The sequence below is a fragment of the Pseudarthrobacter sp. H2 genome (assembly GCF_050157045.1).
Taxonomy (GTDB): Bacteria; Actinomycetota; Actinomycetes; order Actinomycetales; family Micrococcaceae; genus Arthrobacter.
This window is the reverse complement of the sequence record NZ_CP189594.1, coordinates 4,119,077-4,140,362: the sequence shown is the minus strand read 5'-3', so window position 1 is coordinate 4,140,362 and position 21,286 is coordinate 4,119,077. Positions and strand designations below refer to the sequence as shown.

General features: G+C 63.3%; 24 protein-coding genes and 1 pseudogene. 14 read left to right on the top strand and 11 right to left on the bottom strand.

Going from position 1 to position 21,286, the window contains the following annotated elements; genetic code table 11:
- Positions 1-52: 52 nt before the first annotated feature.
- From ACQCSZ_RS19190 to ACQCSZ_RS19180, 3 genes are read left to right on the top strand one after another with little or no spacing between them, the layout of a single operon-like run.
- Complete coding sequence (locus ACQCSZ_RS19190; protein ID WP_427005258.1) at positions 53-1,195, top strand: M20 family metallopeptidase; 1,143 nt, start codon at positions 53-55, stop codon at positions 1,193-1,195.
- Positions 1,196-1,254: 59 nt separating this feature from the next.
- A complete protein-coding gene (locus ACQCSZ_RS19185; protein ID WP_427005257.1) occupies positions 1,255-2,124 on the top strand; it encodes an ABC transporter substrate-binding protein in 870 nt (289 codons plus the stop codon).
- Between the two features lie 2 nt (positions 2,125-2,126).
- Positions 2,127-3,686, top strand: coding sequence for an amino acid ABC transporter permease/ATP-binding protein (locus tag ACQCSZ_RS19180; protein WP_427005256.1), 1,560 nt, complete (start codon positions 2,127-2,129; stop codon positions 3,684-3,686).
- A 707-nt stretch (positions 3,687-4,393) separates the two neighbouring features.
- Here ACQCSZ_RS19180 and ACQCSZ_RS19175 read toward each other — a convergent pair.
- From ACQCSZ_RS19175 to ACQCSZ_RS19160, 4 genes are all read right to left on the bottom strand, one after another.
- Complete coding sequence (locus tag ACQCSZ_RS19175) at positions 4,394-4,924, bottom strand: RraA family protein (RefSeq protein WP_427005255.1); 531 nt, start codon at positions 4,922-4,924, stop codon at positions 4,394-4,396.
- Positions 4,925-4,930: 6 nt separating this feature from the next.
- The gene (locus tag ACQCSZ_RS19170) at positions 4,931-5,611 is read right to left on the bottom strand and encodes a hypothetical protein (RefSeq protein WP_427005254.1); all 681 of its coding nucleotides are present in this window, start codon (positions 5,609-5,611) and stop codon (positions 4,931-4,933) included.
- Positions 5,612-5,648: 37 nt separating this feature from the next.
- Entirely contained in the window at positions 5,649-6,017 is a 369-nt protein-coding gene (locus tag ACQCSZ_RS19165; RefSeq protein WP_427005253.1) for a hypothetical protein, read from the bottom strand.
- Between the two features lie 117 nt (positions 6,018-6,134).
- On the bottom strand, positions 6,135-6,872 hold the full coding sequence (locus tag ACQCSZ_RS19160; protein ID WP_427005252.1) for a hypothetical protein: 738 nt from the start codon (positions 6,870-6,872) through the stop codon (positions 6,135-6,137).
- Between the two features lie 631 nt (positions 6,873-7,503).
- Between ACQCSZ_RS19160 and ACQCSZ_RS19155 the strand changes: the two genes are divergently transcribed.
- The 6 genes from ACQCSZ_RS19155 to ACQCSZ_RS19130 all read left to right on the top strand — a co-directional run bounded on the left by ACQCSZ_RS19155 (position 7,504) and on the right by ACQCSZ_RS19130 (position 13,636).
- Positions 7,504-8,697, top strand: coding sequence for an extracellular solute-binding protein (locus ACQCSZ_RS19155; protein ID WP_427005251.1), 1,194 nt, complete (start codon positions 7,504-7,506; stop codon positions 8,695-8,697).
- 119 nt (positions 8,698-8,816) lie between these two features.
- Positions 8,817-9,668: a carbohydrate ABC transporter permease gene (locus ACQCSZ_RS19150; RefSeq protein ID WP_427005250.1), complete on the top strand. Its 852-nt coding sequence runs from the start codon at positions 8,817-8,819 to the stop codon at positions 9,666-9,668.
- Between the two features lie 7 nt (positions 9,669-9,675).
- Positions 9,676-10,533 carry a carbohydrate ABC transporter permease gene (locus ACQCSZ_RS19145; protein ID WP_427005249.1) on the top strand — a complete coding sequence of 286 codons (858 nt, stop codon included), beginning with the start codon at positions 9,676-9,678 and terminating at the stop codon, positions 10,531-10,533.
- A 156-nt stretch (positions 10,534-10,689) separates the two neighbouring features.
- A complete protein-coding gene (locus ACQCSZ_RS19140) occupies positions 10,690-11,727 on the top strand; it encodes a LacI family DNA-binding transcriptional regulator (protein WP_427005248.1) in 1,038 nt (345 codons plus the stop codon).
- Positions 11,727-12,638: a ribokinase gene (locus ACQCSZ_RS19135; RefSeq protein ID WP_427005247.1), complete on the top strand. Its 912-nt coding sequence runs from the start codon at positions 11,727-11,729 to the stop codon at positions 12,636-12,638. The genes ACQCSZ_RS19140 and ACQCSZ_RS19135 overlap by 1 nt, the downstream gene beginning before the upstream one ends.
- 23 nt (positions 12,639-12,661) lie before the next feature.
- Complete coding sequence (locus tag ACQCSZ_RS19130; protein WP_427005246.1) at positions 12,662-13,636, top strand: nucleoside hydrolase; 975 nt, start codon at positions 12,662-12,664, stop codon at positions 13,634-13,636.
- Between the two features lie 83 nt (positions 13,637-13,719).
- On the opposite strand, the gene ACQCSZ_RS19125 is transcribed toward ACQCSZ_RS19130, so the two are convergent.
- Both ACQCSZ_RS19125 and ACQCSZ_RS19120 read right to left on the bottom strand, forming a co-directional pair.
- Entirely contained in the window at positions 13,720-14,043 is a 324-nt protein-coding gene (locus ACQCSZ_RS19125) for a hypothetical protein (protein ID WP_427005245.1), read from the bottom strand.
- 41 nt (positions 14,044-14,084) lie between these two features.
- Positions 14,085-14,312: a type II toxin-antitoxin system RelE family toxin gene (locus ACQCSZ_RS19120; RefSeq protein WP_427005244.1), complete on the bottom strand. Its 228-nt coding sequence runs from the start codon at positions 14,310-14,312 to the stop codon at positions 14,085-14,087.
- A gap of 190 nt (positions 14,313-14,502) precedes the next feature.
- Here ACQCSZ_RS19120 and ACQCSZ_RS19115 point away from each other — a divergent pair, with 190 nt between their 5' ends.
- The 4 genes and pseudogenes from ACQCSZ_RS19115 to ACQCSZ_RS19100 form a co-directional block, all read left to right on the top strand.
- A complete protein-coding gene (locus tag ACQCSZ_RS19115) occupies positions 14,503-14,715 on the top strand; it encodes a hypothetical protein (RefSeq protein WP_427005243.1) in 213 nt (70 codons plus the stop codon).
- A complete protein-coding gene (locus tag ACQCSZ_RS19110; RefSeq protein WP_427005242.1) occupies positions 14,712-15,056 on the top strand; it encodes a GNAT family N-acetyltransferase in 345 nt (114 codons plus the stop codon). Before ACQCSZ_RS19115 ends, ACQCSZ_RS19110 begins: the two co-directional genes overlap by 4 nt.
- Before the next feature lie 95 nt (positions 15,057-15,151).
- A complete protein-coding gene (locus tag ACQCSZ_RS19105; protein WP_427005241.1) occupies positions 15,152-15,796 on the top strand; it encodes a hypothetical protein in 645 nt (214 codons plus the stop codon).
- A 36-nt stretch (positions 15,797-15,832) separates the two neighbouring features.
- Positions 15,833-15,961: pseudogene (locus ACQCSZ_RS19100) on the top strand (helix-turn-helix domain-containing protein); the annotation flags it as partial.
- Between the two features lie 49 nt (positions 15,962-16,010).
- Here the strand turns inward: ACQCSZ_RS19100 and ACQCSZ_RS19095 are convergent.
- From ACQCSZ_RS19095 to ACQCSZ_RS19080, 4 genes are all read right to left on the bottom strand, one after another.
- Positions 16,011-16,370: a DUF202 domain-containing protein gene (locus ACQCSZ_RS19095; RefSeq protein ID WP_427005240.1), complete on the bottom strand. Its 360-nt coding sequence runs from the start codon at positions 16,368-16,370 to the stop codon at positions 16,011-16,013.
- Positions 16,367-16,768 carry a YidH family protein gene (locus tag ACQCSZ_RS19090; protein ID WP_427005239.1) on the bottom strand — a complete coding sequence of 134 codons (402 nt, stop codon included), beginning with the start codon at positions 16,766-16,768 and terminating at the stop codon, positions 16,367-16,369. Before ACQCSZ_RS19090 ends, ACQCSZ_RS19095 begins: the two co-directional genes overlap by 4 nt.
- A gap of 100 nt (positions 16,769-16,868) precedes the next feature.
- On the bottom strand, positions 16,869-18,215 hold the full coding sequence (locus ACQCSZ_RS19085; protein ID WP_427005238.1) for an MFS transporter: 1,347 nt from the start codon (positions 18,213-18,215) through the stop codon (positions 16,869-16,871).
- A complete protein-coding gene (locus ACQCSZ_RS19080) occupies positions 18,212-19,282 on the bottom strand; it encodes an MBL fold metallo-hydrolase (protein WP_427005237.1) in 1,071 nt (356 codons plus the stop codon). Before ACQCSZ_RS19080 ends, ACQCSZ_RS19085 begins: the two co-directional genes overlap by 4 nt.
- A gap of 100 nt (positions 19,283-19,382) precedes the next feature.
- Between ACQCSZ_RS19080 and ACQCSZ_RS19075 the strand changes: the two genes are divergently transcribed.
- Complete coding sequence (locus tag ACQCSZ_RS19075) at positions 19,383-20,312, top strand: LysR family transcriptional regulator (protein ID WP_427005236.1); 930 nt, start codon at positions 19,383-19,385, stop codon at positions 20,310-20,312.
- 59 nt (positions 20,313-20,371) lie between these two features.
- Here the strand turns inward: ACQCSZ_RS19075 and ACQCSZ_RS19070 are convergent, their stop codons facing one another.
- Positions 20,372-21,280 (bottom strand): LysR family transcriptional regulator, encoded by a 909-nt coding sequence (locus tag ACQCSZ_RS19070; RefSeq protein ID WP_427005235.1) that lies wholly within the window; start codon positions 21,278-21,280, stop codon positions 20,372-20,374.
- Between the last annotated feature and the right edge of the window lie 6 nt (positions 21,281-21,286).

Below are 21,286 nucleotides of genomic sequence, written 5' to 3'. Positions count from 1 at the left end.
ATCGCATAGTCGATGTAATCCCTTCACCGGTCAACAAAGCGAGGAGCCACCTGTGACTGACAACGAGCTAGAACTGCTCTTCGACTGCCTTCGGATTGATTCGACCTGGGGGCGTGAGCGCGAACTGGCGGAATTCATCGCGGGCCGGCTCCGCCTCTGGGGCGTGGACGACGTCGAGATCGTTGAATCCATGCCGGGCAGGCCCAGTGTGGGCGGGCGTCTCCGCGGCACGGGAGCGGGACGCTCCCTGATTCTGAACGGACACCTGGACATCTACGAAACCTCACCGGACTGGACCCGCGATCCCTTCAACCCCGAGGTGGTGGACGGAAAGATCTACGGGGCTGGAATCGCAGACATGAAGGCCGGCACCGCGGCGGCACTCGCGGTCATCCGCCGTCTGGCCTTGGGTGAACGGCCCAGGGGCGACGTCATATTCCAGGGGGTCTCGTGTCATTTTGAAGGCGGGGTCGGCACCCGCTCGCTGCTGGAAGCCGGGTTCACGGCCGATGCCGCCATCTGCGGGGAACCCACGGACAACACCATCGGCACCGTACACCGCGGCGCCGCCTACCTGAAGATCACCACTATCGGCAAGCAGGCACACACCTCGGCCAAATGGCTCGGCCTGAACGCGATCGAGACCATGGAGCCCGTCCTGGCCGGCATGCGGGAGCTCGAATCCACGATGCCGTACACCCCGCATCCCGAGCTTCCTGGAGGGCCGAACCTGAACATCGGCACCATCAACGGCGGAACCAAGCACAACCAGGTCCCCGACCGCTGCGTCATGACCTGCGATATCAGGCTGCTGCCTTCGCAGGACCCGTACGAGGTCCGGCTCCAGGTGGAGCAGATGATCAGTGAGCTCAAGCGGGCGGATCCGCGCATCGAGGCAATCGTCGAGTTCAGCGACCACTGGCTCAGCGGCCCCCGCCTGCCCTACGAGATCAGCCAGGAATCGGACATCGCCCGGGTGGCGGCAGGCGCCGTGGCCGCGGCGGGTTCGGAGCCTGTCTTCAAGGGCATCCAGTTCTGGACGGACATGGTCCCGCTGCAGCAGTTCGGCATCCCGTCGGTCAACATCGGCCCGGGCACCCCGCCCTACAGCTGGGCCGATGAATGGGTCGAACTCGAAAAGTACCAAGAGACCGTTGAGATTTACCACCAGGCTGTCCTCGCCTGGTGCAACTAAGCCACGTTTCCCACAGTGCAGGGCCCCTGCACGTATATATTCCTGCGGAAGGATTTTCGATGAAGGCTTCACTGAAAATGAGTGCACTGCTGGGCGGCGCTGTTGCCGCGGCCGTGATGCTCGCAGGCTGTGGGGGCAGCACACAGGCGACATCCGGGTCACCGGGGACGACGCCGAAGGTCAAGACGCTGTCCGACGGCGTACTGAACGTCGGCACCGACCTCACCTACCCGCCCTACGACATGCTGGTGGACGGCAAGCCGGCGGGCTTCGACATCGAGTTCATGGACGCCATGAGCAAGGAGCTCGGGCTCACGCCCAAGTACCAGGACACCCGCTTTGCGCAGATCGTGGCCGGCATCAAGGCCAACCGTTACGACGTCATTGCCTCCACCCTGTATGTCTCCGCCGGACGGGCCAAGGAAGTGGATTTCGTTCCGTACTTCCAGACCGGAAACTCTGTGATCTCCCCGGCCTCCGTGGACGGCCCGGCCACCGCCCAGGACCTCTGCGGCAAGCGCGTCAGCGTCGTCACGGCCACCGTCATCGCCAAACTCCTGCCTGCCGGCGAAAGCGACAAGTGCAAGGCGGCCGGCAAGGACGCCATCACCGTCAACGAATTCCCCACCGATCCCGAGGCCACCCAGGCCCTGCTGTCCGGCCAGGTGGACGTGCAAATGACCGACGCCGCCGTCGGCAAGACGGTGGTGGAGAAGTCCAACGGCCGCCTGAAGATCAGCAGCAATTCCCTGATCTACCCGATCGCGGTCGGCCTGGCGGTCAACAAGGCCAACGCCGAGATGAAGCAGGGACTGGAAACCGGGATCGAGGCCATGAAGAAGTCCGGCAAGTACGACGAACTGCTCAAGAAGTACAACCTTGAGCCCGCGGACCCGGCCGTCGTCGACGCCTCGATGAAGCAGGGCTAACCATGGGCAACTCGTTCGACTGGGGATACACCGTATCGCTCTTCGCGGACGGCAACCTGTGGCAGGCCGCCGGGCTCGTCGTGGTGCTCGGCCTCCTGGCCTGGACCATGGCGAACGTGGCGGGCATGGTGCTGGCCCTCATGAAGGAATCCAGGTCCCTCGTCCTCCGCAGCATCTCCGGAGCCTACGTCTGGCTGTTCCGGAGCCTGCCCCTCCTGGTCCTGCTGGTCTTCGCCTACAACGTCCCGCAGGTGCTCCCCGCCACGCAGGCGGTCCTCGGATCCTCCTTCAATGCAGCCCTGATCGCCCTGGTCCTCAGCGAAGCGGCCTACATGGCCGAGATCCACCGCGGCGGGCTCCTGTCCGTCTCGGCGGACCAGCGCGAGGCCGCCCGCGCACTCGGACTGCCGTACGGACTGGTCCAGCGGCTGGTCGTCATCCCGCAGGCCTTCCGCATCGCGCTCCCCAGCCTGGGCAACGAATTCGTCTCCATCCTGAAACTGACGTCGCTGGCCAGTGCCATTTCCCTCAACGAGATCCTGCTGGTGGGCCAGCGGCTCTACACGCAGAACTTCCTGGTCCTTGAAACGCTGCTCGCCGTCGCAGTGTTCTACGTTCTGCTCGTGACCGTCTTTGACCGGCTGCGCGTTCTGCTGGAGCGCTGGCTGGACGTGAACCGGCGCCGGCCGGCGCTGAAAACCACCACGGCGTGCGCGGACGAGCAGCTCGAACGCGTGCGCGACCGCCGGGTGCATGCGGGCGAAAAGCTCGTCTCCACGCAGCAGGTCACCAAGTCCTTCCATGGAAACCAGGTCCTCAAGGGCGTGGACGTCGATGTCCACGCCGGCGAAGTGGTCGTGGTGATCGGCCCGTCCGGTTCTGGCAAGACCACCCTGGTCCGCACCCTCAACCACCTCGAGCCGGCGGACGGCGGGACCGTGGAGGTCAACGGGCAGCTCGTGGGCTGCAGGGCCGGAACGCAGGGCCGGGTCGTTGCCCTGTCCGACCGGGAAGTGTCGATGCAGCGGCGGAACATCGGCATGGTGTTCCAGCGCTTCAACCTGTTCCCGCACAAAACTGTGCTGCAGAACGTCACCATGGCCCCGGTCAAGCTCGGCCTGGTCCCGGCCGTGGAGGCCGAGGCCACCGCGCTGGGCCTGCTCCGGAAGGTCGGCATGGAAGCCCACGCGGACAAATACCCGCACCAGCTCTCCGGCGGCCAACAGCAGCGCGTCGCGATTGCCCGGGCCCTGGCCATGAACCCCTCGGTCATGCTCTTTGACGAGCCGACGTCCGCCCTTGACCCTGAGCTTGTCTCCGAGGTGCTGCGGGTGATCGCCCAGCTCGCCAACGACGGCATGACCATGGTGATCGTGACCCACGAGATGCGGCTGGCCCGCGACGTCGCCGACTGGGTGGTCTTCATGGAGGACGGACAGGTGGTCACCCAAGGTCCCCCGGAGTCGGTGTTCGGTCCGGATGCCGGACCCCGGGTACGCCGCTTTGTGGCCGACGTCGGCGAGGCCCCGATCCCCACCGCGCCCTTGGCCGTCGCCCCCTAACAGGAATCCGGAACGCAAGGCAGCCCTCACGGTCAGGCGAGGGCTGCCTTGCTGTCGGTCAACCGACAACTCGGCTGATCCCTACGGAAAGAGCCGGAGCGCGGCACCCCAACTGTCAAGCGCGGGTTTGTGGATACTTTTTGGTTGGAAAATTGTCTGTAGTTCCGGTGCCGGGCGAACGCCTCGGCAAGGCGTCCAGCGCCAGGTCGGTGTAGAGGCTGGTGGCCACCTGCCAGCCCGCGACTCACCGGGAGAACACGTCGATGACGAACACCGCGTACACCCCGGCGAACGTGCGGACATACGTGATGTCGGTCGACCCACAGTCGGTTCGGCGCCGCCCCGTGTGTGAATCGCAGCGGTAAGTGGCGTTGTTTTCGCAGCGCTAAATGGCACCCCGCCGCCCGTTAGAGGACCCCTCTCCGGAGACCTGGATGCGCATTGATCGCGGGGCTCTGTGGCGGGTTTTCAGGGAGAACTGGCTTTGGCTTTGTCGCAGCAGAAGAGCTGCTCAGGTTGCGTGCCTTGGCTTTATTCTTCGATTTCGGCTCCGTGGGTGCGGAGGTGTTCTCGGAACGTCAGGTCAGTGTTGGTGGCCCTTGCGGTGAGGTAGGTAGCGAGGTGGGCTTGGGTTCTAAAGGGTGTGCCGTGGAGCATGAGGGCTGCCTGATTGCGTTCAGTGTCACGGATAGCGGTTGCGGCTGCGGCTACGGCTTCCGCGTCGGCAAGGGGATGAAGAGCGTGCCGTCATCGTCTCCAAGGACGAAGTCGTTGTGGGTGATGGTGTGCCCGCCGACGCTGGCATGGGTCAATGCGTCCTGATCACGGGATTCCAGACGTTGCGGGCCCACAGGGAAAGCGCCGAGACTGACGATGGGCAACCTGATGGTGCCCAGCTCGGCTGAATCGCGGTGGTACCCCCAGATGACGATCCCGGCGAGCCCGGCTTGGCGGGCTTCGAGAGCTATCAGGTCCCCGACGCAGGCCTCGTCATCTCGTCCGCTGTTGTCGACCACCAAAACATCCCCTGGTTCGGAGCTGTCGATAGCTTCGAGGAAAATGTCGACGCTGCCGTAGTGACGGGTGGGCACTGCGCGGCCGGCGAAGTGAGTGCCGGCCCACAGTGGACGTGTAGCGGCCGGAGCGCTGCGGACGGGGACCCCGAGCCGCATGCAGGCGTCTGCAACATGGGGTGTGCTGAGGTCCAGGTAGATGCGGTGGAGGTGGTCGGAGTTCATGGGACGTTATTTTCCTTTGGTTGTCGTTCTGGTGGTGTGGGGGCGGAAGTCCTGCCGTACCAGTGTTTTGCCGTTGTGCAGGGGGTAGCTCAGGCTCAGGACGTGCGCGAAGCCTGCCTTTCCCATCGCTGTCACGAGAGCCAGTGGGTCTATATCGGAGGAGATGGCCCCAAGGCCGTCGAAGGATGCCGCGTATTGGGTGGGGCTGACGAAGCCGGTGGCTTCGTTGAGCTGGGTGACGCAGGAGAGCGTGCCGATCGCGTGGATGTTCGCGGCCGCGAAGGCGGCGAATTCTTCGATGCCGACGTATTCAACGATCAGATTCGCTATCAGGAGCCCGACCGGTGCGATGTCCAGTGCCCGGTCGATGCTGGCCTGTACCAGGTGCAGGCGGGGCCCGAGCGTTGCATTGTGCCGGTCCGCGCAGGCTTGAAGGTATTGGCCGTTGATGTCGTATCCGAAGACCGCGTCGGTAGTGGCCGGATCAATGAGATCCAGTCCGTTGCCGCCGGCGACACCCAGGATCCCGATGGACCTTGAGGGATAGGTGGTGAGTTGTTCCCCGGTGATCTGGTGGAGCAGCTGCAGTTGCCCCACCGCGGCGTCGCTCATGTGGTTTTCGTAGATGGCCAGGTCAATGCCTTCCCACGGATGATCCTGGGGTCGTTCTTCTCCAGGGTCGGTCATGGTGTTTGTCCTTTGTCGGGATGTGTAGCGGACATTCTTAGGCCTTCCCCGGGCGTCGAGTACTGATGACGTCAGTGGTACCACGCAGGCGCGGGCTGAAAGCCAGAGCAGCTATGGCGAGTGCACCTGTGATGGCGAGGGCAGCGACGGTGGCCGGGACGAGACCGGTCGCGTTGCCGATCCAGCCGATGACCAGCACCACGAGGGCGGCCACGGCGTAGGTGATGGCCGCGTAGAGGGAAGCGGTCGCGCCTTGTCGGGCGGGGTCCGATCCGCGAGTCAACATCACCAGCGCTGCCCGGTAGGCGATGCCGATTCCAGCACCGATCACTACAAAGCCGCTGATCGCCACCGGGTCAAGGCGGAAATGGGCCCCGCCGAGGATGAGAACGGCGCCGGTGGCCATCGTGATCGTTCCGCTGATCCATGGTGCAATTCTGGCCAGTGCAGGGCTGAGCAGTTGCCCTGCGGCGCTTCCGCAGACCAACAGAATCGGGCCGAGGCCTTTGCATGGAGTGCATGTTCAGTTCGTTAAGATGGGTGCCCCGAAAACGGCGGCGATGCTGATGCCGGTCCAGGCGATGGTGCCGCTGCTGAACAGCGGCAGCGAGGACCGTCCCGGGCGTGCGGAGGTGCGGATGCCTGGAAGGGCTGACAGGGCGAGCTTGTTGGGTTCACGCCGTTGCCACAGTACGGCGGCGGCCGCGACCAACAGGGCGAAACTCAGGGCGGCGTGGACGAGGAATACTGTTTGCGGGGCATCAGCTGTCAGGACCAGTACGGCCAGTTGGGCGCCGCTGACTCCAAGGATCGCTCCGATGGTGTTGCCCGTGGCTGTGACGGCGCGTCCTGTGGTGCCGATGGCTGCGACGACAAGGGCCGATGCGGCGCCGGTGCCCAGGCCCCCGGCGACCCCGGCGAGCATGCGGCCGCTCAGGATGGAATCTTCCTGGGCATGGGCCATGAGCAGGTCAGAGGGGATCATCATGGTCAGGCTCAGAAGGACCAGTGCGGGAGCGTGGCGGGTGAAGCGGGGCCGGGCGAGTATGAACAGCACGGGAACCAGCACCGCGACGTACAGGGTGAACGTCAGGGAGAGCATCAACGGGTCCAGGCCCAGTGAATCCCTATAGACCGGCAGGAGCGGATACGCCGCGTTTGATCCGGCCAGGAGCATCGCATACGAGATGGCGATGATTCCTGCCTTCGCTGAGGCGGCCCGGCGGCTTACGGTGGCCACTGCCACTGCCGGGGCGCCCATCAGCTGATGCGCCGGGGACAGTCCTGACGTTGAAGATGTTACTTACGCGCGGAAGCTCTCAAGGCCACGAGGCGTGCGCCTGCCTTCAAGGTAGCGGTGCCGTCCGTTCGGTTCTACAGCGTAACAATCCGCCGGATTGGCGCCGTCGGGCCTTATTGCGGCGGATCATCTGGCTCCCCCAGTCGGGGGGCGAGGGCTATTTGCAAGAGTATCAATATTTTCTATGGCCTGTATGGAAAGTATGAAATAGACAGAACCCCCTGGCTCGCCCAATCTGGATGGAGTCAACCGCGCGGCAGTTCGGCAGCCTCCGGTGATGTGCAACATCCATAGACATTCAAGGTGGCAAGGCTGGAACGTTGTTCGGCCTCTGCAATGTGAAAACGATTACATCGCACGATGAAAACGATTACACGACGCCCAGGGCATGGGCCCGGCTCGTCGAGGTTCCGGCCCATCCACCGCCATCCCACGGCAACACACACTAGGAGTTCAGATGAGAAGAGGCGTCACAGCAGCCGCCGCAGTGCTGACAATATCCATGTTGGCCCTGACTGCGTGCTCGAACAGCAATACATCCGCAGCCCAGCCGGGACCGACCACCAGCGAGTGTCCGTCAGGGGTCACCACTTTGAAGGTCCTCACTTCGGAGTTTGGATTCCCCAAGCCTTCCCAGATTGAGGACTACGCGAAGGTCCAGCCGTGCATCAAGTTCGATGCTGAGCGTGTCCCGTTTGCCCAGCTGGCTGAGAAGATCTCTGTGGCGGCCTCATCGAACAACCAGCCGGACATTATTGGCTTCGATGGCCCGTGGACCCAGAACTTCGCCTCCCAAGGAATCCTGGCCCCGCTGGATAAATACCTACCGCAGGGATGGAAGGACGACGCCGTTTCGGGAACCGTAACTGAGCAGTCATACAAGGGCCAGCTCTACGGCATGGGTATCCAGCAGGACAGCATGGCCCTCTACTACAACAAAGACATGACCGATGCCGCGGGCATCACCGTGCCTTCGAAGCTAGAAGACGCATGGACCTGGGAGCAGGCCCGGGATGCGATGGCCAAGTGCCAGCAGGGCCCGGCAGGCAACCCCACCGTATGGGGATGGGCGCCAAACCGCTGGAGCCCCGGATTCTCCTATCGGGACCAGCTGTTCCTGCGCTCGGCCGGCGATCCCAAGGCGCCCAAGGATTCCAGCGCGTACAAGACGTACTTCGCGCTTTCAGATGATGGGAAGACGGCCAACGGCTGGCTAAACTCGCCTGAGGCCGTGCAAGGCGCCACCTTCTTCCAAAGCCTCTTCAACGGGCCCAATGCCGTCGCATCGCAGACGGCCATTCCCAACTCGCTCATCGACAAGCGGAGCTGCTTTGACATCGAGGTTGTCGGCCTGGTGGACATCCTCAACAAGGCCAAGGTCGACTTCAAATGGGGGATCGCGCCACTGCCGTACATCAAGACTCCGATTGCCCACACAGGGTCCATCACGATGGGCATTCCGTCACGATCCAAGAATATGGACGTGGCGGGCAAGACGATTGTGGAGATGAGCACCGGAGACATGCTCAAGCAGTACTCGGCCAAGACGTTCGCGCAACCGGCGTTGAAATCGACGGCGGCCCAGGTCCCAGCGCTCAACACCGAGCCGTATGTCCTGTTCACCAACGAGATCCAGAAGATCGGCGTCCCGCGGCCGCCCTCGGCGCACTACGTCCAGTATGACCAGTACACGGGTGAGGCCTTGAAGGACATCGCCTACGGTGCCGACCCGAAGTCCGCATTAGATAAGGCCGTTTCGCGCATCGATCCCATTCTTTCAAAGTAGCTGAGGCCACCATGACCGCAACCCTCCCCGATCACATGAAGCAGGGACGTACGCCCGCCCTTCCCCGGACCGGGGAGGGTGCGCGGCGAAAACGACGTCGAATCAATCGCCACGATCTTTTGGCCGCAGCGAGCTTCCTGACGCCGTTCCTGGTGCTCACTCTGGTTTTCCAATACGTTCCCTTGGCTGTTCTCGCCAGGGACAGCATGTATGAATACACCCTTTTCAATCCCGACGCGGCCACCTTTGTGGGTGGAAAGAACTTCGGCAGAATCTTCACAGACGCTGACACCGTTCAGTCGCTGGGCGTCACCTTCGTGTTCATGGCGGTCTTTCTGGCCATGGTCGTGCCGCTCGGACTGTTGCTGGCCGTTTACATCAATGGCAGGATGGCGGCCCGCGGCCTGATCCGGACCATGATCTTCTTGCCGGTGGTGACGTCTTCCGTGGTTGTTGCCACCATGTGGACCTTCATCCTGGCCCAGACAGGCCTTCTCAACGGGCTGTTGACCAGTGCCGGAATCTCGCCGGTTGCGTTCCTGACCAACAAGGACACGGCGCTGTACGCCATCATTGCCATGTGTGTGTGGCAACAGTTGGGTCTGGCCGCGGTTCTTTTCCTAGGCGGACTCCAGTCCATTCCGGCGGACGTCCAGGAGGCTGCAGAGATCGACGGCGCGGGGCCCGTCCAACGTCTCTGGCACATCATCATCCCGATGCTGTCACGGACCACCGTCCTGGTGGTGGTGATGATGACGGTCTTTGGCCTGCAGGCTTTTGCGCCGGCCTTCATCATGACCACGGGCGGACCCGAGGGCAGCACAAACTTCATCATGTACCACATCTACCGGACCGCCTTCTTCCTGCAGGACCCCGGTTTTGCCTCGGCGATTTCGATAGTTGTACTGCTCTTTGCACTCGCCATCAGTCTCATCCAGATGAGGCTGCTCAAGACCAAGTGGAACTTCTAGGATGACCATGGACAACAAGGCCGTTCGAAACCGCCGGGCGCTGAAATTTGTGTGGTCCGGGGCCATTTTGGCGGCCGTGCTGGCCGTATTTCTGCTCCCTTACTTGTGGATTGTTTCCTCGGGATTCAAGAAACAAACGGAGATCTTCAGGGACATGTCGCCGGTTTCCTGGCGAACGTTTTTCCCGTTTGGGGCCGTCATGGACAATTTTGTCCAGCTCTTCACGGAGAAGGGTGTTGGCACGGCCCTGATGAATTCTCTACTGGTGGCTGCGATTGAAGTGGCTGGCGCACTCGTCGTGTGCACGCTGGCCGCCTACGCGCTGACACGGATCAGGTTCCGTGGCCGCGGTCTGGTCTTTGCCCTGATTTTGGCAACGTTTATGCTGCCCGTAGAGGCCATGGTGGTGCCGATGTACCGCGTTGTCTCGGGCCTTGGCCTCCAGGACACTCTCTGGGCCGTGGCGCTTCCGGGCGTCGCGAGCGTATTTGGCCTGTTCCTGCTTCGGCAGTCGTTCGAACAGATCCCCGTCGAACTGGACGAGGCGGCACGGATTGACGGTGCTGGACATCTGCGTATCTTCTTCTCCGTGATCATGCCAAATGTGAAAACGTCCCTCGCCACACTGGTGCTAATCAAGTTCCTTTTTTCCTGGAATGCCTTTCTGTGGCCGCTCGTGGCCATCCAAACCCAAAAGAACCAGGTCATCCAGGTGGCAATCGCCCACTCTGCCGCCCCCGATTACCTGCCGAATTGGGGGTTGACCTTTGCAGGGGCAGCCGTCGCAACTCTGCCCCTGCTGCTGCTCTTCTTGATCCTCCAGCGCTATTTCGTGAGAGGTCTGGCGACAACCGGCATGAAATAGCGCCCGGATCAACGGAGGTATGGAAATCGTGAGGGCCGCCGCCGCTGGTGGCTGTCCGGCTCGGTGCCGCGGGCCTGCTGAATCGTTCCGCGGCATCGAAATCCATCATTGGGATGGGACACGTCGGAACGACAACCTTCATGAACGGGAGAACACATGACCAATGTTTCGGTACGGGAAGTTGCCGCAAGAGCCGGCGTTTCAACGGCAACCGTCTCGCGCGTCCTTAACGGCACCGCCCCCGTGAGCGCCTTGGCCGAATCACAGGTGCGCAAGGCCGTTCATGACCTTGATTACGCGCCCTCTGCCGCAGCCAGGAGTCTTCGATCACGGCGAACCGGTGTGCTCGGGCTGATTCTGCCGTCGCTTCGCAACCCATTCTTTCCTGAGCTTATCGGAGCGGCGACGTCGGTCGCCGCCGGGCAGGGATACGGCGTTTTGATTGCGGCATCAGAAAAGCCCGGAGATGATGTCCTGCGAATGGTGCGCTCTTCGACGGTGGACGGGATCGTCCTCGTCGGGTCCACATCAGGGCAAGATGACATGACGGGCGTCGAAGACCTGGAAATTCCGCTCGTCGCTTTCGACCGCGCACCCTCAAACATGCCGACGACGGTGTTCCGAGTTGACAACGAATTGGGCGCCACTGAGGTGACACACCACCTTATTGGAGGCGGACACAGTCGGATTGCACACATCTCCGGGCCGCCAGAGCTCGGTGTCACGGAGCAGCGGCTGAAAGGATTCCAGCGCGCAATGCAGCAGGCCGGCCTGGTAGACCGTCGCGAGTTCAGAATCCACGGTGACTTTACCGAGGAATCCGGCTACGCCGGGGCCCGCACGCTGCTCCGCTTGGCTGAACCGCCCACCGCCATCTTTGCTGCAAACGACATGATGGCTATCGGGGTGTTATCCGCCCTAAGGGAAAACAAAAGGAGAGGGGAGAGTCTCGTGGCTGTGGCCGGTTTCGATGGCTTGGCACTTTCACGATATGTCTCGCCGCGATTGACAACATACCGGCAGCCGATCGAACAGCTGGCCACCCTGTGCATTCAGCGTCTTCTACAAGCTGTTGAGGACAGAGACCCTGCAATGCTCCGTGGTCCCAATGGGGAGCAGATCATCTCCCAATTGCCGGGCCAGCTCATTGTCAGCGAGTCAACCGGCGACATCATCAACTATAAGGATATTTAATGACTTCGGTTTTGGTCTTCGGATCGATCAACAAGGACACCATTGTCTCCATCGCGCGGGCTCCGCGGCTGGGCGAAACCCTGCTGGGACGCTCGGTGATGACTGCACCGGGAGGCAAGGGCGCCAACCAGGCTGTTGCAGCAGCCCGCTTGGGGGCGAACGTGCGAATGTTCGGTGCAGTGGGAATCGATGCTGACGGCGACATGATGCTGGCAACACTTTCCCACGAAGGTGTGGATGTCTCATGTGTGGCCCGGGTCCGGACGGAAACAGGATCTGCCATTCTGACGGTGACCGACGATGGGGAAAACTCGATAATTGTGATCCCTGGAGCCAACCGGCAGGTAGGGGCCGGCCAGATTGAACAATTGGGATCGTCCGTCCGACCGGGGGACATAGTCGTCGCCCAGCTCGAAGTCCCCCTCGATGAAGTCGTTGCCGCATTGGAGACAGCCCAAAATCGAAATGCCCACACGATTCTCAATGCCGCGCCAGCCCAGGACATCGCTCGCCTTCTTCCCCTCGTGGACATCCTGGTTGTCAACGAGTCGGAGGCGGCACTCCTGTGGGGTGCGCCGGTCGATTCCGTCGATGACGCCCGGCTTGCTGCTGCTCACTGCGTGAATGACTACGCCGTTGTCGCAGTCATTACACTGGGTTCTTCGGGTTTAGTGATCGCCGACGCCAACTCCATCGACCATGTTCCCGCGCATGCGGTGAAAGCAGTGGATTCCACCGGAGCAGGGGACACCTTCGTAGGTGCGCTGGCAGCGTTCCTGGCCGAAGGGATGAGTCTTCGTGATGCAGCAGGACTGGCTTCGCGTGCAGGAGCGGTGGCATGCACGGCACTTGGTGCACAGGCATCAATGCCTATGCGGGCCTCGCTAGACACCACCCAGGTTCCGGCGTAACAGCGAAAGACAAGGATCAACAATTGAAACACATTATTCTTGATACAGACCCCGGCGTCGATGACGCCGTCGCACTTCTCTTGGCCTGCGCGTCGAACGAGATCGAGATCCACGGCATAACTACGGTCGGTGGAAACGTGGGGATCGAAGCTGTGACGGCTAACGCGCTGGCCATACTGGAACTGGCCGGCCGTCCGGACATCCCGGTCTATCGAGGTGCCGATCGTTCGCTGGCGCGCGAGCAAACCCGTAAATCCCTGGCACATGGCGACGACGGTCTGGGCGGACACCGCCCCGACCTGAACACGGGGGCAGCAGCGTCAGATATAGATGCAGTGCGTTTCTTGACCCGTCATGTTCGAGAAAATCCGGGGGTGGTGACCATTGTCGCGATTGGCCCTTTGACCAATATCGCGGCGGCGATCGCCGCAGACCCCTCGTTTGTCGCCAACGTCAAGGAAGTTGTCCTGATGGGTGGTTCGGAAGGCACGGGCAATGTCACACCGTCAGCCGAATTCAACTTCTGGCACGATCCGGAGGCCGCAGAGATTGTCTTCTCCGCTGGCTTTGCCTCGATCGCCATGGTCGGCCTCGACTCGACCCATCACGCGTTCATGACTCCCGGCACTCGTGAACTGCTCCGGCAGATCGGTTCGCCCGTGGCCCAGTTCATCCACAAGACCACGCGTAAATATACGGACTACTACTGGAATCGTTACCGCGAGGTAGGGGCCGAATTGTGCGACGCCCTAGCGGTCGCTTACCTCATTGACCCGAGCCTCATCGAAATGGTGCGGGCCGACGTGCAAATCGCGACGAATGGGATCTGCGAAGGACGCTCAGTCGTGGCGCGAACCAGCCGGTACTCCGACAGAATTCCAAATGCGATAGTCGGCACGGCGGTGGATACCCAGCGGTTCTTCGCACTACTTCTTACGAGGCTGTTTCCCGACCATAAAGAGGACATCGTCCGAGTGTTGGCACATGAATACCGCTAGATAGTTGGAGGATTTCAGATCTTCCGCCATTACTGGCCAAGTACTGGATCGTGGCACGGCCATGATTTAAGCGCAGGTGAAGTTCACGAGGGCTCGTAGCTGACGGCACTGGGTGAGGTCACGCAGGATACCGATGTGCTCCGGTCGGACAAAGGATCCGCGCACGAGCCCGTGGGCGCCCAGCTCGGCGAGCCATTGCGCGTCGGAGACACGTCCGTCTTGCGGTCCGGAAGATTCCTTGCATGGCGGGCGTTGACCAGCATGACGTCCAGTTCGGGATCGAGGATGAAACGGAACGGTTTCCAATAGTCTCCGGCGGCCTCCGTCACGGCCAGTGTGACCTGCTGGGCCACCAGGTACTCCCGCAGCTGGGCGATACTCTTGGTCGTGGCAGCCGAAACTGTCACTACTTTGGTAGAGGTGTTGGGACGTGGGCCGTCGTCAGTTTCTAATGCTGGTAGATGTCCCGCCGGTGGCGCAGGGCGACAACGAGAACGATGAGCTGCGCGTCCTGGATCTCGTAGATGATCCGGTAATCGCGGGTGCGGACACGCCAGTCGCCGCTGCCGCCGGAGAGCTTCTTTGCCCCAGGGGGACGCGGCGTTTCGGCGAGGAGTTCGATGGCGGCCTGGATGCGCCGGCGGGCGGCCGGCACGACCTGCACGGCATAGCTCACACCAGGCCCACTTCGACCTTGACTTCCTCCCACGGTCTCGGGCCCTCGCCGGTATCGGCCATTTCGGTGCGTGCCGCGTCCGCGGCACGCAGGTCCTCCAGGTCCCGCACCGCGGGGGAACCTTGGCCGCCCGCTGAGGCCAGAGCGTCCGACGCCGTCCGGCCACGCGCGCGCCCGCCCGGCGGCCGCCGTGGTGACGGCCGCCGTCGTCGTCTTTGTCCCGGTGTCCGACGCAGCCCTCAACGGGCTCACGCCGGGGCTTCTGGGCGGCGGAGCAGCCTGTTTCGCCCTCGCCACCCTGCTCCTGGGCAGGGCCCCGGCCCCGGCCGTGGTCGAGGCGCCGCACCGCGGTTCCGGACCACCATTGCCACACCCGCCATTAAGTGCCAATGTCGAACCATGACGGAGAACTCGGCAGCCATTGAAGACACGTTTAGCCCTGACGTCACCACCACCCGGAACGATGAGCTGCACCGCTATGAGCTGCACGTCGGCGGGAAGCTGGCTGTCGAGATCCGCTTCATCGACGAGCCAGGCCACATTGACTTTATCCACACCGACACCGCGAAGCAGTTCCAGGGCCAGGGACTCGGCAAAGTGTTGGCCCATTTCGCCCTGGACGACGTGGTGGCCGCCGGGAAGCGGATCATCCCGAATTGCCCCTTCATGTACCGCTACCTGCGCAAACACGAGGTCTACCACCAGTGTGTCGACTGGCCGGAGAAGCCGCCGGAAGGGGCCTGAGCGCGGCATCCCGGGTTGTGACCCGGACGACAAACTCTTATGGTTTTAACTGAGTTATGCAGCTGGCTCTTGGACGTGTCCCCCTGGAGAACCCCGTGAACCATAAACTGCGTGTGCTGGTCCGTGCGGACACCGATCCCGGACGCGTGACCCTCAAGGTCGCCGGTTGCCTGACCCGGCCGGACTTTCCCGCCCTGCTGCACATCCTGAAGCGTGCCGGCCGGCTCGCAGCGGGGACCGAGGTCAGCATCGACCTCCACGGCGCCTCGCACCTGGACCCGGAAGTGCTGCTCGAGTTGAGGGAGATCGCCGGATCCGGAACCGGGCAGCTCCGCATCACCCTTGACGAACCCGCGTCGCTGCCCCTCTGCCTGCTCCACGTCGGTTCCGACGGCGAGGTCCTGGCCCTGCTCGACGACGAGATGTCGGGTTCCCTGCCGGAGGCCGGCCCCGGCGAGGCCCCCAGCCCCATGCCGTCGGAACCCGAAACCGTCGACGGGCTGTCGCTCGCCGGCTGCTTCGATGGATCGCTGGACCCTGTGGCAACGGTCGGGGCGCTGTCCGACGCCGCGCTGTGCCAGCTGGCCGACGCCCTCTACCGCCACCTCGATACGTCCAGCCCGTCCTACGGCGCCCATACCTGGTACGAGCTGGCCGCGGAAGAGCTGCAGAACCGCCGCCGTACGGAACCGGACGGCCCGGCGGAGGGCGAACGCGCTGCGGGGCAGAGCCTGGGCTGAACCGGCTGCCGGCCGGGTAGTACAGCTAACGCCCGACGCCTGATCGACACCGGCCAGCCTGCTATCCAGGTGGCCCGCGACCTGGGCATCTCCCGGGCGACCTTGTACCGGCGGATGGGCGAGTTCGACGCCCGGCAGTGGATCACCTCCCGGACTCGCGGATAGTCAATCGCGTGAGGCGACGGGGCGCGACCCTCGTCGGCGCCGGGTCTGCCTATGGGTGCAACGGCAGGTAGAGCACCGTATAAATTCCCAGACCTGCGAGGATGACGACGGCAGCAGACACCGACATCGTTGCCATCACGTCGGCACGCATGCTTTCGGCGTTGATGCCTAACACTGCACGAGTGTACCGGCGCTGTTGGGTCAGTTTCATGGCGAATGAAGTCAGTACCGTCGCGGCGACGATGACGCCTATGAACCAGCCGTGGTGAGGCATCCACCGCAGGAAGATGGCGGCCACCACCGTCATGGCCATCGTGGTCCGTCCCCAGGCCAGATCTGTTCGTTCGGGCTGCAGGCCGGCATCTCCGTGTTCAGGGTTTCGGCGGCCCTTGCTGAAGACCACGATCACCCGGTTCGAAGAAGGACGAACACCACGAGAGTGACGGCAACGAGCGCGCCCCCGGAGGATAGGATCGGCGCAATCAACGGCAACGGCAGAGGTGACACGTGTCGCATCGCGCGTTCCACATTAAGCCAGCGGAAGAACGAACCGCCACCGACCAGCAGTGCCATCAGCAGCAATGAGACAGCGACCGTCTTACGGATTTCGGGTAGGAAGACGTCTGAGGTGAAGGCTTCGACGCCGATCCCCCCGGCCATCAGGGCCAGCGAAGTGCGGATCCATGCCAGGAAAGTGCGCTCGTTGGCCAGTGTGAAGCGCGGGTCAGGCTCGGTTCCGCCTCCGAGCGCGCGCGAAAAGAACCTGACGCGGCCTTCGTCGGCATCCGGGTCTTTCTGCAGAGCCACTGGTTCATCCTTTGTTGTTGTCTTGGGGTGCTGACGGCATTCATCGTGGCCCGGTTGGGGCCGATATTCCCTGCAGCCTGTCGAACCGGGCCATGGAGGCCTAGCTGATCTCCCGGATGTCCCTGTCCTTGCCTTCCTTGGCCAGGATCAGTGCAATGGCGCTGAGCGCGGAGAACACGATCCATGCAACGGCCACCATCCACAATGATCCCCCCGCTGCAATGACCAGGCCGGTGGCGATCAGCGGGGTGAAGCCGGCACCCAGCATGCTGGCCAGTTGGTAGCCGATGGAGGTGCCGCTGTAGCGGATGTTGGCGGGGTACAGCTCGGCGGCGAAGGCACCGTACGGGCCGGCGGTAAAGCCCTGGATCACGCTCAGACCCAGGATGAGGGCCAGGAAGAATCCCCAGACGGACCCGGCCTCGATCAGCCACATGATGGGGAACGCCAGGACCATGGCGGCGATGGTGCCGCCGAGCATCACCTTCTTGCGGCCGATCCGGTCGCTGAGGCGGGCGGCGAAGATGATCATGGCAATGGTGGCCACCCCGGCGAGTGCCTTGACGTTCAGCACCGAGGTCTGCGCGAGGGTGGCCTGCTCCACGGCGTAGGAGATGGCCCAGGCGCCCATGAGGCCCTGCGCGGCCTGGCCGGCGATGCCTGCAAAGACGGAGATGAAGAAGCTGCGGGGATGCTTGGTGATGACCTCGGCAGCCGGGACCTTGACCGGCTTGGCCTTGGCCACTTCCTTGAACACCGGCGACTCGGACACCTTGAGCCGGATGATCAGGCCCACCACCACCAGGACGGCGCTGAAAAGGAATGGAATGCGCCAGCCCCAGGACAGGAAGTCGTCCTTGGGCAGGGTGGACATGGCGCTCAGCACGAGGGTGGCGATGATGGTTCCGGCGGGGGCACCCATGTAGGCGAAGGAGGCAGCGAAGCCGCGGCTCTTCTTCTTGGAATGCTCGAAGGCCAGCAGCATGGCGCCGCCCCATTCACCGCCCACGGCGATGCCCTGCAGGACGCGGAGCACGACCAGCAGGATGGGCGCCGCGACGCCGATCTGGGCCGTGGTGGGAAGCAGGCCGATCAGCACGCTCGCCACGCCGATCATCACCACGGTGACCACCAGCATGGCCTTGCGGCCCAGCTTGTCGCCGAGATGTCCGAAAATAAGGCCTCCCAGCGGACGGGCCACGTAACCGGCGGCCAGGGTGGCGAACGAGAGCATGAGCCCCACGCCCTGGTCCACGCCGGTGAAGAACACCTTGTTGAACACCAGGCTCGCTGCCGTGGCGTAGAGGATGAAGTCGTAGTACTCGATCGCTGTGCCCAGGAAGCTGGACGTCAGGATCTTGCGCATTTCGCGGGGATCAACCCCGGACCCGTCAGCGGAGGGTGCCGCTGACGGTGCGGCCGGGTTCTGGAAGCTGCTGGTGGTCATGAGAGTGCCTTTACAGGTTCGACGGCGGTGTCGGAGGTGGTGCGTGGTGTTGAGGCGAAGGAAATGGTCTCGAGGTCTTCCGGCACAAAGAGCTGGCCGGCGAAGGTCTCCTGCGCCTTAAGCCATGATTCGGCGGGGGCGAAGGCGGGAACCAGGTGGTGCAGCACCAGTGAACGGGCATCGGCCTGGGTAGCGAGTTCGCCGGCCTGCCGTGCCGTGGTGTGGGCGCGGCGGTGGTGGTCCATGGTGGCGTTCATCAGGGCCTGGTCCGTGTATTGGGCGGCGATGATCTCCAGGTCGATGGCTTCGTGCATGAGCAGGTCCGTGCCCTGGGCGATGCGGACCAGGTTCCGGCACGGCGCGGTGTCCCCGGAGATGGTCACGGAACCCTCGGCAGTGTCGAAGCGGAAAGCAAAGGCCGGAGCCGTGGGGTGGTGGGACACCAGGATCGCGGTGACTTCCACAAGGTCGTCCGTGAAGATAGTGAACGGCTCCATGTCCGGGCAGACGTTGTCGTTGGGGTCGAAGCCTGTTCCCTCGGGAATCACGATGTCGTGGACGTCGAAGTGCTGGGACGGCGGCCGGGTGAGGGAATCGAAGATGCGGTCGTTGATGTCCGTGGCGTAGGCGGCGGACAGCGTTTCGAACAGCTGCTCGATGCCGGGCCCCGGGTTGGCCGGCGCCACCATCTCGGGTACGGACTCGGCATGAGAGGACAGCGGGGGGAGCTTCCCGCGCGGGCCGGGTCCGTACACCGGGATGGGGCCAAGGGACGGGTCCTTCCGCTCGAACTGGCCGAAAAGAATCATGGAGGCCAGGTCGACGGTGTGATCCGAATGCATGTGGGTGATGAAGAGGCCCCGCATGTGGTCCATGCCGAGTCCGGCATTCTTGAGTTGCCGGCCTGTGCCCTGGCCGCAGTCCACCAGGTAGACCCGGTCCTGGACCACAACGGCGGTGCTGATGCCGCTGCGCTGGGATCCTCCCGGCGAGTTCCACCAGCGGGGCCCTCCGGCGGTCCCCAAGGTCACTACGTGCGGCCCGAGCCGTGCTTCCGAGGCGTTCATGCCACTCCTTTGTGTGCTGCATCCATGTCTGTTTCTAGAGTGGTCCACGTCCCATCAGATGTAAAACAAATAGATATCGGCTATAACCTATGATTTCCTTATGAAGGAAATGACGCTGCGGCAGCTTGAATATTTTGTTGCGGTAGCCGAGGCCCAGTCCATTACCAAGGCAGCACTCAAGTGCCACGTCTCCCAGGCGGGCATCAGCCTCGCCCTCAAAGAACTGGAGGCCGCGCTGGGGGTTCAACTGGCCATCCGACGCAAGTCCAAGGGCGTGTACCTGACCCCGGCGGGCAGCATCGTCGCCACCCGGGCACGAGCCCTGATCAGCGAAGCCCAGCATCTGATCGACGCGGTGGATGCCGGCACCGCGGGATATTCCGGCACCTTCACCGTGGGATGCTTCACCACCCTGTCCATGCTGGTCCTTCCGGAGGTGGCTGAGTTCTTCGCCCGCGAGCACCCCAAGGTGACGCTGGAGTTTGTGGAAGGTTCCGGTCCGGACATCCAGGAGAAGATGCTACGCGGCCAGATTGACGTCTGTTTCATCTATGAGGTCCAGCGCCACCCGGAGGTCGAGTCCGTCCTGCTGCGCCGCCGCGAGTTCCTGGTGGCCCTGTCCCCGGACCACCCGCTCGCGGACCGGAACACCATCAACCTGCTTGATCTTGCGCCCTACCCGGCCGCACTCCTGAACGTGGAGCCGGCGTCCTACCTGAACGAGTCCATGCTGCGCCGTTTCGGCGTCGAACCCAACATCGCATACCGGAGCTCCAACGTCCACACCATCCGCGCCATCGTGGGCCGGGGCCTGGCTTACTCGCTGCTGATGGAGGCGGTGGAGGAAAGCCACGAGCATCGCCCGCTGAAGTTTCTGCCCATCGCGCAGAATACTGGAACTAATTCGCTCCTCGTCGCCTATCCGCAGGGCGTGAAGCTGTCCGGCCTGGCCCAGGAACTGATTGAACACTGCGACCGACACCTGGGCCAGCGCACCGACGGCAGCCCGCTTCCCGCCGTCGGGCGTTAGCTACGCCGGCAACGACGACGGCGGAACTACCGGCCGCCGTCGTCGGCCTGCGCCTGGGGTTACTCCGTCCGATTAGCCAGCATTTCCTGACAGAACAGGATGGCCTCCCGCACCCGCCGGGACGGCCGGATCCCTTCCGGCACCACCGCCATGATCGCGTTCTGCGGAAGTTCATCGGCGATGCGCCGGTAAACCACGGATGTGTCGGCCGGGCCAAACTCGTTCTCCGGCCGGGTGTTGGTCAGGGAATACCCCATGCCCCGTGCGACCAAGGACCGGATGGTTTCGGCATTGCTGCTGCACCACCGGAGCCGCGGCTCAACCCCCACTCCCGCCATCATGGCCACGGCCCGCTCCATGGACGGCGGCACATCCAGCAGGATGGCCCATTCACTCTCCACTTCACGCAGGAACACGGATTCCCTGCCCGCGAGAGGATGATCCGCGGAGAGCATGAGCCGGGTCCGCACCTCGGCCAGCGTGAACAGATCCACTCCGGGGACCGTCTGCCGCCGGTATACGAGGCAAAGGTCCAGGCGCCCTCCGATCATCTGCTGCTGCAGCTCGCCGGCCGCCCCTTCCTGGAAAGACACCTCGACGCCGGGAAACCGCTCGGCGAAGTCGCTCACCAGCCCCGGCAACAGCCGGGGGGACAACGCGGACATGCAGCCCACCCGCAACACGCCGCGCATCAGGTCATCCTGGCCTGTCACGGCGCCTTCCATTTCCCCCACGAGTCCCAGAACCTGACGGGCGCGGCTGGCCAGTTCCATTCCCGCGGGGGTGGCAGCGACTCCCTTCGAGCGCTTGCGGATCAGCAGCGGGGTGCGCAGGGCATGCTCCAGCTGGGCGATGGCCATGGAGACCGCAGCCTGCGACACCTGGGCACTCCGGGCTGCCGCGGTGACGGATCCCGTTTCCAGAACATGCACGAAGTATTCAAGCTGGCGGAGGGTAAGTTCACTCATAAGTTT

Bases quoted from the DNA above. Each gene is read 5' to 3' on its own strand.
- ACQCSZ_RS19185 (WP_427005257.1), top strand. From the start codon at position 1,255: ATGAAGGCTTCACTGAAAATGAGTGCACTGCTGGGCGGCGCTGTTGCC.
- ACQCSZ_RS19180 (WP_427005256.1), top strand. From the start codon at position 2,127: ATGGGCAACTCGTTCGACTGGGGATACACCGTATCGCTCTTCGCGGAC.
- ACQCSZ_RS19175 (WP_427005255.1), bottom strand. From the start codon at position 4,924: ATGAACTCCGACCACCTCCACCGCATCTACCTGGACCTCAGCACACCC.
- ACQCSZ_RS19170 (WP_427005254.1), bottom strand. From the start codon at position 5,611: ATGACCGACCCTGGAGAAGAACGACCCCAGGATCATCCGTGGGAAGGC.
- ACQCSZ_RS19165 (WP_427005253.1), bottom strand. From the start codon at position 6,017: ATGGCCACCGGCGCCGTTCTCATCCTCGGCGGGGCCCATTTCCGCCTT.
- ACQCSZ_RS19160 (WP_427005252.1), bottom strand. From the start codon at position 6,872: ATGGGCGCCCCGGCAGTGGCAGTGGCCACCGTAAGCCGCCGGGCCGCC.
- ACQCSZ_RS19145 (WP_427005249.1), top strand. From the start codon at position 9,676: ATGGACAACAAGGCCGTTCGAAACCGCCGGGCGCTGAAATTTGTGTGG.
- ACQCSZ_RS19140 (WP_427005248.1), top strand. From the start codon at position 10,690: ATGACCAATGTTTCGGTACGGGAAGTTGCCGCAAGAGCCGGCGTTTCA.
- ACQCSZ_RS19135 (WP_427005247.1), top strand. From the start codon at position 11,727: ATGACTTCGGTTTTGGTCTTCGGATCGATCAACAAGGACACCATTGTC.
- ACQCSZ_RS19110 (WP_427005242.1), top strand. From the start codon at position 14,712: ATGACGGAGAACTCGGCAGCCATTGAAGACACGTTTAGCCCTGACGTC.
- ACQCSZ_RS19085 (WP_427005238.1), bottom strand. From the start codon at position 18,215: ATGACCACCAGCAGCTTCCAGAACCCGGCCGCACCGTCAGCGGCACCC.
- ACQCSZ_RS19080 (WP_427005237.1), bottom strand. From the start codon at position 19,282: ATGAACGCCTCGGAAGCACGGCTCGGGCCGCACGTAGTGACCTTGGGG.
- ACQCSZ_RS19075 (WP_427005236.1), top strand. From the start codon at position 19,383: ATGAAGGAAATGACGCTGCGGCAGCTTGAATATTTTGTTGCGGTAGCC.
- ACQCSZ_RS19070 (WP_427005235.1), bottom strand. From the start codon at position 21,280: ATGAGTGAACTTACCCTCCGCCAGCTTGAATACTTCGTGCATGTTCTG.